We start from the raw sequence: 12,430 nt of genomic DNA, 5'->3' as shown, positions 1-12,430 counted from the left end.
AGCATCGCGTGTGCTCCTCCTTCCAGCGGGACCAGCTGCCGGAAAGTGAGGTTCTCCGCCAGTACGCGGCGACCAGTAGGACCCGATCCTCTGGCGGCAGGCTCCACGGCTGACCCTTGCGGATCGGATCGGCGCCGTCAGGGGCTCCACTCCGCACGAGTTCACACACTGCTTTCAGCGCAGACCGAGCAGCATCACGTCATGGAGGTCCGCGCCCTCGCCCCACGGCCGCGCCTCGCCGATCTTGCGGTAGCCCCACACCCGGTAAGCGGTCGACGCCGCCTTGCTCGCCGGGTGGACGTTCAGTAGCACCCGCTCGGCCCCGACGGCGTCGAGCAGCGTCTTGTGCAGGCGCCGCGCAACACCCTGTCCGCGCCACGGTCCGCGCACGGCGAGTTCCATGAGCCCGAAGGTGCGGTGCCCGTCCTCGCGCCGCATGTCGTCGGGCACGGGCTCGGTCAATTCGTCCCACCACACCGTGTCGGGCCCGAGCAGGTAGCCGCACGCCATGCCGATCGGCTCGCCGTCCTCGGTACGGGCCAAGGCAGCGCGAAAGGTGGGGTTGCGAGCCTGCACGGGGAAGCGGTGGAAGGCGGCGGCGACATCGTCCTCGGTCTCGTTGTAAGGAGGCTCGGCGAACGCTTCGGCGTAGATCAGCTTGAACGCGTTCTCGGCCTGCACAGCGGCCGATCCATCCATGCGCTCTATCGCGATGGTCCCTTGCTGCGTCATGTGGTGCCCCCTCGAACAGTCACGCAAATGCGCTCGCCGCGCGCCAGCGTCCACTGAAGCTCCCGGATCTTACCCACCGAGGGCAGGGAGAGGGCGCTGGGCAACGGCTGATCGTGGGCAGGACGCAGCCGGCGCCGGGAGGCCTCCCCCTCCCAGGCAAGTACTTCGTCAGACGCTTCATTGAGGCCGCCAAACGGTGCGACCAGCGGTCCCGCCCAAGCACCGGGCACGCCAGGAGCATCCGTGCACGTGACCTTCGCTTGCGCAAGGTCGATACTGCCGACAGCAGCGTTCCCGCCGACCCGACTCCGACCGCCCAAGGAATCCGACACCACGAACCGCCAAGATCGACTATCGAGCCGACTTGCTCTGACCTGCAAAAAGAGCAGGTCGTGAGCCCATCTACCAGCCTCACCAGGAGGTACCTATGAAGATGCTGATCAACGTCGCGGAGACCGTCGTCGCGGACGCGCTGCGCGGCATGGCGGCTGCCCATCCGGAGTTGGTCGTCGATGCGGAGAAGCGGGTGATCGTACGGCGGGACGCACCCGTCGAGGGGAAGGTCGCCCTCATCTCCGGTGGCGGGTCGGGGCACGAGCCGCTGCATGGTGGGTTCGTGGGTCCGGGGATGTTGTCGGCGGCCTGTCCGGGTGAGGTGTTCACCTCGCCGGTGCCCGACCAGATGGTGCGGGCCGCGGCCGCCGTGGACAGCGGGGCGGGTGTGCTGTTCATCGTGAAGAACTACACGGGTGACGTCCTCAACTTCGACATGGCCGCGGAACTCGCCGAGGACGAGGGCATCCAGGTGGCGAAGGTGCTGGTCAACGACGACGTGGCGGTCACCGACAGCCTCTACACGGCCGGGCGGCGCGGCACGGGCGCGACGCTGTTCGTGGAGAAGATCGCCGGTGCCGCGGCGGAAGAGGGGCAGCCGCTGGAGCGGGTGCAGGCCATCGGACGGCAGGTCAACGAGAACTCCCGCAGTTTCGGTGTCGCCCTCAGCGCCTGTACCACCCCTGCCAAGGGCAGCCCCACCTTCGATCTGCCGCTCGGCGAGCTGGAGTTGGGCATCGGCATCCACGGCGAGCCCGGCCGGGAGCGGCGGGCGATGATGACGTCGGGTGAGATCGCCGACTTCGCCGTGGGCGCCATCCTGGAGGACATGACCCCGCGCAACCCCGTCCTCGTCCTGGTCAACGGCATGGGCGGCACGCCGCTGTTGGAGCTGTACGGCTTCAACGCCGAGGTCCAGCGGGTGCTCGCCGAGCGCGGTGTCGCCGTCGCCCACACCCTCGTCGGGAACTACGTCACCTCGCTCGACATGGCCGGTGCCTCCGTCACCCTGTGCCAGGTCGACGAGGAGCTGCTGCGGCTGTGGAACGCGCCGGTGAAGACGCCGGGGCTGCGGTGGGGAATGTGATCCGGAGCCGGACGCCCGCAACACACCTGTCACGCAAGGAGATCCAGTGCTCGACGCCGATTTCTTCCGCCGTTGGATGACGGCGACCGCCGCCTCCGTCGACCGTGAGGCGGAGCGGCTCACCGCTCTCGACTCGCCCATCGGGGACGCCGACCACGGCAGCAATCTGCAGCGCGGGTTCACCGCCGTCACGGCGGCGGTGGAGAAGGAGGCCCCACAGACGCCGGGCGCGGTCCTGATGCTCGCCGGGCGGCAGCTCATCTCCACCGTCGGCGGGGCGTCGGGGCCGCTCTACGGGACGCTGCTGCGCCGGACCGGCAAGGCCCTCGGGGACGCCGGCGAGGTGAGCGAGGATCAGTTGGCCCAGGCGCTGCGGGCCGGGGTGGACGCGGTCATGACACTCGGTGGGGCTGCGCCGGGCGACAAGACCATGATCGATGCGCTGGTGCCGGCCGTGGACGCGCTCGGCGACGGCTTCGCCGCGGCACGGGCCGCCGCCGAGGAGGGAGCCCTGGCTACGACGCCGTTGCAGGCCCGCAAGGGGCGGGCGAGTTATCTCGGGGAGCGCAGCATCGGACACCAGGATCCCGGGGCCACGTCCTCGGCGCTGCTGATCGCCGGCCTGGCGGAGGCGAACGGTGAGTGACGAGACGGTGAGTGGCGAGACGGCGGGTGGCGAGACGGCGGGTGGCGAGACGGTGAGTGACGACAAAAGCGGACGGCTCGTCGGCATCGTGCTGGTCTCGCACAGCGCACAGGTGGCCGCGTCGGTGGCCGAGCTGGCGCAGGGGCTCGCGGGCGGCGGGACGGGCGTGCCGGTCGCCGCGGCGGGCGGCACCGAGGCCGGCGGGCTCGGCACCAGCGCCGAGCTGATCGCGGCGGCGGCCGCCTCCGTGGACCGCGGCGCCGGGGTCGCCGTCCTCACCGACCTGGGCAGTGCCGTCCTCACCGTCAAGGCGCTGCTCGCGGAGGGCGACGAACTCCCGGACAACACACGCCTGGTGGACGCCCCGTTCGTCGAGGGCACGGTGGCCGCGGTCGTCACGGCGGCCACGGGCGCCGACCTCGCGGCGGTGGAGGCGGCGGCCGCGGAGGCGTACACCTACCGGAAGGTGTGAGGACGACCTACGGCATCCGCCACGCCACGGACTTGAAGCGAGGCGGCCCGCGGCAGCCATGGCACCGCGGGCCCCTCGGCCGCGATCGAGCAGGCGGGCGGCGGGGCGGTCGCCGTCGTCGGCGACCCTGAGCGAGCAGGCCGTCGTCGACCAGGTCGTCGAGACCGCCGTCGAGCGCTTCGGCGGCGTGGACGTGCTGGTGAACAACGCCGGGATCATGGACCGGATGTCGGCCCTGGCGGACGTCACCGACGCCGAGTGGGAGCGGGTCATACGGGTCAACCTCACCGCCCCCTTCCTGCTCACCCGGGCGGTCCTGCCGCACATGTTCCAGGCGGGCAGAGGTGCCATCGTCAACACGGCGTCCGAGGCTGGCCTGCGCGGCAGCACCGCGGGCGCCGCGTACACGGCGTCCAAGCACGGCGTGGTGGGGCTGACCAAGTCCCCTGCCGTGATGTACCGCAAGCAGGGAATCCGCGCGAACGCCATCGCTCCGGGCGGCACTCGGACCGGCATCGTCGCGGACGCCGCGCCGGACGCGCACGGACCGGCGGCTCTCGGCCCGCACTTCGTCAACCTCGGCAGGGTGGCCCAGCCCGAGGAGCAGGCCGCGGCCATCGTGTTCCTCGCCTCGGACGCGGCGAGCAACATCAACGGCGTGGTCCCGCCGGTCGACGACGGCTGGTCGGCAGTCTGACGCCTCCTCACTCACCGCGCACGAATCAAACGCCGTTCACGAGCAGTTGCCGTACCCGCGTCAGTTGCCGGGTACGAACGCCTTCCCGTGCACGAACTCCCTGGCCAGCCGCTCCCCGGCCGTCACGGCGGCCGCATGGTCCTCGATGGGCGTCACCCGCGTGTCCGTGAAGACGATGTAGGTGACCCCGGATGCCGTGCCGCCGCCGTGCGGGTCGGGCGAGATGCCCAGGGCCTCGGCGGCGGCGTACGACGCCTCGCCGATCATGTCGTTCGGGCCGACGTCGCCGACGACCGCGTACCGCACCCGGCCCTGGTACACGACCGCGGCGACCGAACCGCCGCGGATGCCGTGGTCAAGTGGGCTCCAGATACGGCTCGGAGCGGGCACGACGATGTACGGGAGCCGTTCGGCGCTCAAGTGGCGTCCGTCGGACTGCTGATAGGCCGTCGCGGCGGAGAAGTACGGATCGGTACGGCCGTTGCAGTGGCGCGTGCGCTGACCGTCGCAGTCGATATCCATATCAGCCTTCCAGAACACCGCGTCCCGCCCCTCGCAGACCCGGATCGTCGCGGGCGCACCACTGTCGCTGCGGTAGCGCCCACGGGAGACGGCGGCGCACTCACGCACCTTTGACAGCAGGTCAGCGGCGCTGACACCGGCCTCACGGTGCGCCATTGCCCCTTCCTGAGTGGGGGGCGGGGTCGGCGGCGGCATCGTCGGGGCGAGCAGGGCGGCGCCCGCCGCGGCCAGCGTCAGCGAGTGGAGACGCACGATAGGGGACCCTCTCGTCGAGGAAACTGACGGATACTCAGCCCATCCGATGCTGTGTCGATCATGCTGCCACCAGCAGGGCCCCGCGGCGCGCACCCCGACGACACGACGACACGACGATCGTCCCCGAACTTCCGGCAGGGGCCGGGGGCCTGAGTCTGCGAAACGGACCCCGGGCCCTCCGGCCACCCGCGTCCGGCGCGGGATCAGCGACGACAGCGGCCCGCGCCGGCGGCGTGAACTCTCCATCCCACGTGGAGAGTTCAGCCATGAGCAGCTTCAGCATACGTAACGCTCCTGGCGGTTCACCAACGACCGCCCTCTTGAGGTGATCGCGTCAGCGGCGACATAGTGGACCCCTATTGGTCCGCACCATTACCGCCAGTTGGCTCCGGGAGGCAGAGTCGTGCGACGTGTTCCCGTCCTCGCGCCCGTGCTCTGCGCAGTGCTCGTCCTGCTCTCGTCCTGCGCGTGGAACGGTGCGGAAGAGGAGAGCGGCCGACTGCCCGCGGCGCCCACCGGTGTCACGGCCGCCGTGGGCAGCGCGACCAGCGTGCACGTCATGTGGAACGCGGTCTCCGGACCTTCGGCGGGCAGTGAAATCCGTGTCTACGAGGTGTATCGGGGACCTATGAAGGTCAAGGAAGTGCCGGGCTCTGCACACATGGTGGATGTCACCATGCTCAAGCCGTCCACCGCATACGCCTTCACCGTGCGGGCCCGTGACACCGACGGGCGGCTCGGGCCGCCAAGCAAGGAGGTCCGGGCGACGACTCCGGCAGCCGTGGCCACCGACCACTCCGCCCCGACGCGTCCGGGGCGGGCCGAGGGCCGGGCGGTGGGCAGCCGTGCGGTTCAGCTGTCATGGTCGAAGGCGACGGACGATCGGGACGTGGTGTCGTACGACATCTATCAGGGCCACACAAAGATCCACAGTGTGGGCGGAAACCAGACGGCGACCGTGGTCACCGGGCTTCGGCCCGGCACCCGCTACTCGTTCACCGTCCGAGCCCGGGACGCGGCCGACAACCTCTCGCCCGCCACGGCAGCGGTCGGCGTCACCACGCCCGGCACCGACGACGGGCGAGGCACCGCGCCGACCGCCTTCCGGGCGACGACCCATCACGCGGACGGGGCGTACCACCTCGACCTGAGCTGGGTGCCGCCGCGCACGGACGGCGTGGTCACGGAGTACCAGGTCGAGCTCGACGGCCGTACGGCCACGTCGCTGGTGTACGGCGGAAGCGCGCCGCGCGAGCGGGCCACGTACAGCTTCTATCTGGGCCGGGAGGCCGGAGTCGGTCACCGGGTGCGGATCCGGGGCAGGCTACCGGACGGCACCTGGGGCGGCTTCTCGGCGGAGCGGACGGTGACGACCGGCGGGCGGGAATGACGTCCGGTCCGGCGTCCCCCGGATGCAGCAGTCCGTCACCTGTCCGGCGGAGGTCCGCATGCGGGCCGGAGTCGGGAGGCGTTGGCTGACCCTGAGGCAGCACGGGCGTTCCCGACCCTCGGCGGCGCAACGGACGTACCGCCAACCGTGCCGCCGGAGGGCATCACATGCGCAACTCATCGCTCTTCCTCCGCTCGGGCCTGACCGTGGCAGCCGCCTCCGCTCTTCCGTTCGCCCTGGCCGCCGGTCCGGCCGCCGCGGTCTCGGGGATCTCCGTGAGCACCACCGGGTCCACGGTCTCCGTCACGACCAGCGCGTGCACCAACGTCAACGGCAGCTGGGGCACCGCCTCACTGCTCAACAGCAGACAGGCGAACTTCGCCCAGGGACGGCAGGTCTCCCTCTCGGGGACGGCCTCGCTCCAGTCGGCGGCCTGGGCGGGCGTGAACCCGGGCACGTACACCGTCATCGTCGTGTGCTCCAACGGCTCGACGGCGGGTACCCAGTCGGTCATCGTCACGGCCCCCAGGGTCTCCGCCACGGCCTCGCCGTCGCGCGGCGTCATGGGCGGCATGGGCGGGGGCAGCAAGGACTACGGCACGCTGACGCTGGTGGCGGGCGGCGCCCTGGTGGGCACGGGCGTCCTGGCCACGGCGGCCTGGGCCCTGCGCCGCCGTGCGAAGCCGTACCGGCTCTGAATGCCGTACCTGTCGCGAAAGCCGTACCCACTCCGAACGCCGTACCGGTTCCGAAGGGCCCTCGGCTCACGCCGTCTCGTGGTCCGGCAGCTCCGCGAACTCCTCCAGGGCGCGTGTGAGCCACTGCGCCCAGAAGGTCTCCAGATCGATGCCGGCGCGCAGCACCAGGTGCCGCAACCGGTCCTGCGAACTGTCCTTGCCGGGCGGGAAGTCGCGCTTCTCGATCTCCTCGTACTCGGCCAACTGCCGTCGGTGCAGATCGAGATGGCGCCTCAGATCGGCCTCGATGCCCTCGGTCCCCACGACGGCCGCGGCACGCATCCGCAGCAGCAGCGTGTCGCGGTGGGGCCTCGGGTCCTGGGACGCGGCGGTCCAGCGGGCCAGTTCGGCGCGGCCCGCGGGCAGGACCTCGTAGCTCTTCTTCTGCCCGCGGGCCGGCTGTTCGCTCGGCAGGGTGCGGATGAAACCCTCGGCCTCCAGTTTTCCCAGCTCGCGATAGATCTGCTGATGCGTCGCCGACCAGAAGTAGCCGATCGACCTGTCGAACCGGCGGGTCAGGTCCAGTCCGGATGACGGCTTTTCGACCAGGGCGGTGAGGATCGCGTGCGGGAGTGACATGGGCTCATCCTAGGGACGCGCTCGGGCGCCCCTACAAGCTCGCCGCCAGCTCCGTGCCCTGCTTGATGGCGCGCTTGGCGTCCAGTTCGGCGGCCACGTCGGCACCGCCGATGAGGTGCGCGCTACGGCCCGCGGCGAGCAGTTCCTCGTACAGGCCGCGGCGCGGCTCCTGTCCGGTACACAGGACGATGGTGTCCACCTCCAGCACCGTGCTCTCCTCACCGACGGTGACGTGCAGTCCGGCGTCGTCGATACGGTCGTAGCGCACGCCCGGGACCATGGCGACGCCCCGGTGCTTGAGCTCGGTGCGGTGGATCCAGCCGGTGGTCTTGCCGAGACCCGCGCCGACCTTGGTGGTCTTGCGCTGGAGGAGGTGGACGGTACGCGGCGGGGCGGGGCGTTCGGGGGCGGCGAGGCCGCCGGGGCCCGTGTAGTCCATGTCGACGCCCCACTGGCGGAAGTACGTCGCCGGGTCCTCGCTCGCCTTGTCGCCGCCGTCGGTGAGGAACTCGGCGACGTCGAAGCCGATGCCGCCGGCGCCGAGGACGGCGACGCGGTCACCGACGGGGGCGCCGTCGCGCAGGACGTCGAGGTAGCCGACGACGCTCGGGTGGTCGATGCCGGGGATGTCCGGGGTGCGCGGGGTGACGCCGGTGGCGACCACCACCTCGTCGTAGCCGGCGAGGTCCTCGGCCGCCACCCAGGTGTTCAGCCGTACATCCACGCCCTGCCAGTCCAGCTGGTGGCGGAAGTAGCGCAGCGTCTCGTCGAACTCCTGCTTGCCCGGCACCTTGCGGGCGACGTTCAGCTGGCCGCCGATCTCGCTCGCGGCGTCGAACAGCGTGACCTCGTGGCCGCGTTCGGCCGCGCTCACGGCGCAGGCCAGCCCGGCGGGTCCCGCGCCGACGACCGCGACGCGCAAGCGCCGCCGGGTCGGGGACAGGGTCAGCTCGGTCTCGTGGCAGGCACGGGGGTTGACCAGGCAGGAGGTGATCCTGCCGCTGAAGGTGTGGTCGAGGCAGGCCTGGTTGCAGCCGATGCAGGTGTTGATCGCCTCCGGCTTCCCGGCGGCGGCCTTGGCGACGAAGTCGGGGTCGGCGAGCATCGGGCGGGCCATCGACACCATGTCCGCGCAGCCGTCCGCCAGCAACTCCTCGGCGAGTTCGGGGGTGTTGATGCGGTTGGTGGTGACGAGCGGGACGGACACCTCGCCCATCAGCCGCTTCGTGACCCAGGTGTAGGCGCCGCGCGGCACGGACGTGGCGATGGTCGGGATGCGCGCCTCGTGCCAGCCGATGCCGGTGTTGATGATCGTCGCCCCGGCGGCCTCGACGGCCTTGGCGAGCGTGATCACCTCGTCGAGCGTGGAGCCGCCGGGGACGAGGTCCAGCATGGACAGCCGGTAGACGATGATGAAGTCCTCGCCGACGGCCTCGCGCACTCGCCGGACGATCTCGACCGGGAAGCGCATGCGGTTCTCGTACGATCCGCCCCAGCGGTCGGTGCGCCGGTTGGTCTGCGTGGCGATGAACTCGTTGATGAGGTAGCCCTCGGAGCCCATGATCTCCACGCCGTCGTAGCCGGCCTGCCGGGCGAGGCGGGCGGCGCGGGCGTAGTCGTCGATGGTCCGCTCGACGTCGGCGTCGGTGAGCTCGCGCGGCGGGAAGGGGCTGATCGGCGCCTGGAGCGGGCTCGGGGCGACCAGGTCCTGGTGGTAGGCGTACCGGCCGAAGTGCAGGATCTGCATCGCGATCCGGCCGCCCTCTCGGTGCACGGCCTCGGTGATGACCCGGTGCTGCTCGGCCTCCGCCTCGGTGGTGAGCTTGGCGCCGCCCTCGTACGGCCGGCCCTCGTCGTTCGGGGCGATGCCGCCGGTGACGATCAGGCCCACTCCCCCGCGCGCCCGCTCGGCGTAGAAGGCCGCCATGCGCTCGAAGCCGCGCTCGGCCTCCTCCAGGCCCACGTGCATGGAGCCCATGAGGACGCGGTTGGGCAGCGTGGTGAAGCCCAGGTCGAGCGGGCTCAGCAGGCGGGGGTAACGGCTCATCGGGGCCTCCATGCGCGGTTTCATGCCTCTGTAGTTGTAGAGGACCGCGAGATGTTTATGCAACTAGTTGCACAACCAGGGAGGGGTGACACGGACCACGCCGGGGCACAGTGGGCCCATGACCGCACCCGCCGACATGATCGACCTCGCCCAACGGCTGATCCGCTGCCCCAGCCGCGCCGGGATCGACGACTACGGGCCCGTCCTCGGCATCCTGGAGGACTGGCTCGCCAAGCGTGAACTGCCGTATCGCCGCCTCTACGGCGACACGGGCGGCGCCGTCGGTCTGCTGGTCGAGGTCGCGGGCGGCCGGCCCGGCCGCTGGTGGGCGCTGGACGCCTGCGTCGACACCGCGCCCTACGGCGACGAGGCCGCCTGGTCGTTCGCCCCGGACTCCGGCGAGGTCGTCGACGGCCGGCTGCGCGGCAGGGGCGCCGCGGACTCCAAGCTCGCGGCGGCGATGTTCTGCGGCATCGCCGCCGAGCTGCACGGCGCGGCCGACGGCCTGCACGGCGGGCTCGCGGTGCTCCTCGACGCCGACGAGCACACGGGCGGTTTCGGCGGCGCCCGCGCCTACCTGGCCGACCCGGAGGCGGTGCTTCCGGCCGGGGTGCTGATCGGCTACCCGGGGCTCGACGAGGTCGTGGTCGGCGGGCGGGGTCTGTGGCGGGCCACGATCGCCGTGCACGCGGCCTCGGGCCACTCGGGGTCCCGCCGCACGGCACCGGGTGCCGTCTCCCGCGCGGCACATCTCGTACGACTCCTGGAGGAAGCCGAACTCGCGGGCGGGGACGGGGATTTCGCCCTGCACCCGAAGCCGACGGGGCCAGACGGGGACTTCCCCCTGCCGCCGAAGCTGACGGTGACCTCCTGCCACGGCGGTCAGGGCTTCTCGGTGGTGCCCGACCTGTGCGAGCTGGGCGTCGACATCCGCACCACTGCGGCCTTCGATGCCGACGCCGCCGAGCAGCTGGTGCGTGCGGCGGTGGGCGAGCTGGACGTGCGGGTGCCCGCGCCGCGGCCGACCACGATCACCCCGGTGGCCGCCTGGCCGCCGTATCGACTGGTGAAGGACCAGCAGCCTGCCGCGGCGCTGCTGGATGCCGCCGCCCGGGAGGGCCTGGCCGTTCGGCCGAAGATCGCAGGTCCGTCGAACATCGGCAATCTGCTGGCGGGTGAGGGCATCCCGGCGACCGCCGGCTTCGGCGTGCGGTACGAGGGGCTGCACGGGGTGGACGAGCAGGCCTTTCTGGAGGACCTGCCCGCCGTCCACGCCGTCTACCGGCGTGCCGTGCTCAGCCTGCTGGGGTCGCCCTGACCGAGCCCCTCATGGCCGGGCTCGTCATGAGCCGCGGCTCTCCAGCACCACGTGCAGCTCCCTCTCCTGGTCGCCCGAGGCCGAGGACAGGTCGTGCACCGCGAACAGGGAGTCCAGCGTCGTGCGGAGCCGTTCGATGGCCCAGTAGCCGCCCTGCGCGTCGGCCTCGACGGACGACGAGAGCCGGGCGGGAGGCGGGCACTCGTGCGTGTCCGTCACCTCGAACGTGCCGAGCCACACCATGGGCCGCGTCTCATGGAGCTGCTGCGGCACGTCCTCCGGGCCCCGGTCGGACTCGAAGCACGCGCACAGCGTGTCGAAGACGATCCGGGCGTCCTCCTTGCTGCATCCGCTGATCTCGACGGAGACGGGCTCCTCGTGCAGTCGTTCACGGTCCATCGTGATCGCTCCTCTCGTGGCCGCGCCGCGGTACCACGGGTTGCCCGCGGAAGCGGACCCCAACCCCAAGAAAAGCACCACGGGCCGCGGAGCACTACCGGCGGCGCAGCAGCGTCCGCGGCCCGCGGGCGCCCTCAGCCGCGCGTGAACCGGTACGTCATGCTGTCCGTCAGCACGCAGAAGCCCGGCGAGATGACGATCACGCGCAGGGTTCCGGTGCGGCGGTCGTAGTCGATGCCCTCCGTCTCGAACTCACCCGAGCAGGAGCTGCGCAGCGGGAGCCGGCGCAGGGCCGTGACGTGGCCGGTGACGTCGGAGGTGCCGGGCTCGGCGGAGAGGTCGATCCGGAGCAGCGGCTTGGTCATGCCGAAGAGGGTGCCCGCCGGGTCGTCGGAGGAGCACAGGAGGGTCGTGGCGTCGAGGAAGTCGCAGCCCTGAACGTCCCGTACGGCGTGGTCGAGCCGGATGCTGGACGTCCAGGGGAGGTTCGCCGACGGTGAGGTGGCGGGGTTGACGCCGGGTGTCGGGTGGACCAGCAGGCGGGTCATGGTGCCCCACTCGCCGGAGACCATCCACTGGCCGCCGGGCGAGACGGCGACGAAGGAGTTGTTCAGCGCCTCCCCGGAGCCGAGCGTGTGCACGTACTCCGACCAGGTCCCGTCCGGCGCCTGCACCCGGAACATCTTCGCGCTGCCCGAGTCCGCCTGGTACGGCTCGATGTAGTAACCGCTGTAGGAGGCGTCGGGGTCACCCACGTGGTTCCAGCCGCGGCTGCTGACCGAGGTGGGGATCGTGCCGATTCCCGTGTAGCGGTTGGGGCTGTTCGCCGGGACCTCCACGGAGGTCAGGCCCTGGCTCTCGGTCAGCGGGTCGACGCGGTCCGAGCCCACCTCCGTCCAGGTGTCGGCGGCCTGCGCGGGCGTCGCCGTGGACAGTACGGCGGCGCAGGTGAGGGCGACGAGGCCGGTGAGGGCGGCGTGACAACGTTGCCGGGCACGCAGGGCCATGGGAGCGACTCCTTGGGGGGCGGGGGCGTGTCGGCGGACAGTTTCGCGGGCTTGCGTGGTCATGTACAGACCAAGCAAGCGAACGTGTGCTGTCTGATCGGCCACAGTCCCGTGCCCTCGGGATGTCTTCGGCGGACGTTCGCGGTCATGTTGAGGGATGGTGGAGGTGGACGACCATAGGGGGCCCGGAGACGGTTGAACGCGGTAGA

Annotated in this window: 12 protein-coding genes and 2 pseudogenes; 7 read left to right on the top strand and 7 right to left on the bottom strand. The window is 71.3% G+C overall.

Annotation, left to right across the window (positions count from 1 at the left end):
- Positions 1-17: 17 nt before the first annotated feature.
- Positions 18-136: pseudogene (locus tag QQM39_RS43610) on the bottom strand (transposase family protein); the annotation flags it as partial.
- A gap of 38 nt (positions 137-174) precedes the next feature.
- Positions 175-732, bottom strand: coding sequence for a GNAT family N-acetyltransferase (locus QQM39_RS43605; RefSeq protein ID WP_302003103.1), 558 nt, complete (start codon positions 730-732; stop codon positions 175-177).
- A gap of 427 nt (positions 733-1,159) precedes the next feature.
- Here QQM39_RS43605 and dhaK point away from each other — a divergent pair, with 427 nt between their 5' ends.
- The 4 genes and pseudogenes from dhaK to QQM39_RS43585 form a co-directional block, all read left to right on the top strand.
- Positions 1,160-2,152 (top strand): dihydroxyacetone kinase subunit DhaK, encoded by a 993-nt coding sequence (dhaK, locus tag QQM39_RS43600; RefSeq protein ID WP_302003102.1) that lies wholly within the window; start codon positions 1,160-1,162, stop codon positions 2,150-2,152.
- Between the two features lie 46 nt (positions 2,153-2,198).
- On the top strand, positions 2,199-2,798 hold the full coding sequence (gene dhaL, locus QQM39_RS43595; RefSeq protein ID WP_302003101.1) for a dihydroxyacetone kinase subunit DhaL: 600 nt from the start codon (positions 2,199-2,201) through the stop codon (positions 2,796-2,798).
- A gap of 52 nt (positions 2,799-2,850) precedes the next feature.
- Complete coding sequence (locus QQM39_RS43590) at positions 2,851-3,270, top strand: PTS-dependent dihydroxyacetone kinase phosphotransferase subunit DhaM (RefSeq protein ID WP_302003927.1); 420 nt, start codon at positions 2,851-2,853, stop codon at positions 3,268-3,270.
- 78 nt (positions 3,271-3,348) lie between these two features.
- Positions 3,349-3,967 (top strand): annotated as a pseudogene (locus QQM39_RS43585) (SDR family oxidoreductase); the annotation flags it as partial.
- Positions 3,968-4,027: 60 nt separating this feature from the next.
- Here QQM39_RS43585 and QQM39_RS43580 read toward each other — a convergent pair.
- A complete protein-coding gene (locus QQM39_RS43580; protein ID WP_302003100.1) occupies positions 4,028-4,741 on the bottom strand; it encodes a glycoside hydrolase family 75 protein in 714 nt (237 codons plus the stop codon).
- A gap of 406 nt (positions 4,742-5,147) precedes the next feature.
- Here QQM39_RS43580 and QQM39_RS43575 point away from each other — a divergent pair, with 406 nt between their 5' ends.
- Together QQM39_RS43575 and QQM39_RS43570 are read left to right on the top strand one after the other, a co-directional pair.
- A complete protein-coding gene (locus tag QQM39_RS43575; RefSeq protein WP_302003099.1) occupies positions 5,148-6,134 on the top strand; it encodes a fibronectin type III domain-containing protein in 987 nt (328 codons plus the stop codon).
- Between the two features lie 167 nt (positions 6,135-6,301).
- The gene (locus QQM39_RS43570; RefSeq protein ID WP_302003098.1) at positions 6,302-6,832 is read left to right on the top strand and encodes a hypothetical protein; all 531 of its coding nucleotides are present in this window, start codon (positions 6,302-6,304) and stop codon (positions 6,830-6,832) included.
- Between the two features lie 66 nt (positions 6,833-6,898).
- Here the strand turns inward: QQM39_RS43570 and QQM39_RS43565 are convergent, their stop codons facing one another.
- Positions 6,899-7,450: a PadR family transcriptional regulator gene (locus QQM39_RS43565; RefSeq protein WP_302003097.1), complete on the bottom strand. Its 552-nt coding sequence runs from the start codon at positions 7,448-7,450 to the stop codon at positions 6,899-6,901.
- 31 nt (positions 7,451-7,481) lie between these two features.
- On the bottom strand, positions 7,482-9,497 hold the full coding sequence (locus QQM39_RS43560; RefSeq protein WP_302003096.1) for an NADPH-dependent 2,4-dienoyl-CoA reductase: 2,016 nt from the start codon (positions 9,495-9,497) through the stop codon (positions 7,482-7,484).
- 118 nt (positions 9,498-9,615) lie between these two features.
- Between QQM39_RS43560 and QQM39_RS43555 the strand changes: the two genes are divergently transcribed.
- Positions 9,616-10,815, top strand: coding sequence for a M20 family metallopeptidase (locus QQM39_RS43555; RefSeq protein WP_302003095.1), 1,200 nt, complete (start codon positions 9,616-9,618; stop codon positions 10,813-10,815).
- Between the two features lie 24 nt (positions 10,816-10,839).
- On the opposite strand, the gene QQM39_RS43550 is transcribed toward QQM39_RS43555, so the two are convergent.
- Together QQM39_RS43550 and QQM39_RS43545 are read right to left on the bottom strand one after the other, a co-directional pair.
- Positions 10,840-11,214, bottom strand: a complete 375-nt coding sequence (locus QQM39_RS43550; RefSeq protein ID WP_302003094.1) for a hypothetical protein — start codon at positions 11,212-11,214, stop codon at positions 10,840-10,842.
- Between the two features lie 134 nt (positions 11,215-11,348).
- Positions 11,349-12,221, bottom strand: coding sequence for a hypothetical protein (locus QQM39_RS43545; protein WP_302003093.1), 873 nt, complete (start codon positions 12,219-12,221; stop codon positions 11,349-11,351).
- Positions 12,222-12,430: the final 209 nt, after the last annotated feature.

The sequence above is a fragment of the Streptomyces sp. DT2A-34 genome, from assembly GCF_030499515.1.
Taxonomy (GTDB): domain Bacteria; phylum Actinomycetota; class Actinomycetes; order Streptomycetales; family Streptomycetaceae; genus Streptomyces.
This window is presented reverse-complemented; position numbering and strand designations above follow the sequence as displayed.

Coding starts and splice junctions, on each gene's coding strand:
- QQM39_RS43545 (WP_302003093.1), bottom strand. CDS start 12,221: ATGGCCCTGCGTGCCCGGCAACGTTGTCACGCCGCCCTCACCGGCCTC.
- QQM39_RS43550 (WP_302003094.1), bottom strand. CDS start 11,214: ATGGACCGTGAACGACTGCACGAGGAGCCCGTCTCCGTCGAGATCAGC.
- dhaK (WP_302003102.1), top strand. CDS start 1,160: ATGAAGATGCTGATCAACGTCGCGGAGACCGTCGTCGCGGACGCGCTG.
- QQM39_RS43570 (WP_302003098.1), top strand. CDS start 6,302: ATGCGCAACTCATCGCTCTTCCTCCGCTCGGGCCTGACCGTGGCAGCC.
- QQM39_RS43565 (WP_302003097.1), bottom strand. CDS start 7,450: ATGTCACTCCCGCACGCGATCCTCACCGCCCTGGTCGAAAAGCCGTCA.
- QQM39_RS43560 (WP_302003096.1), bottom strand. CDS start 9,497: ATGAGCCGTTACCCCCGCCTGCTGAGCCCGCTCGACCTGGGCTTCACC.
- QQM39_RS43555 (WP_302003095.1), top strand. CDS start 9,616: ATGACCGCACCCGCCGACATGATCGACCTCGCCCAACGGCTGATCCGC.
- QQM39_RS43605 (WP_302003103.1), bottom strand. CDS start 732: ATGACGCAGCAAGGGACCATCGCGATAGAGCGCATGGATGGATCGGCC.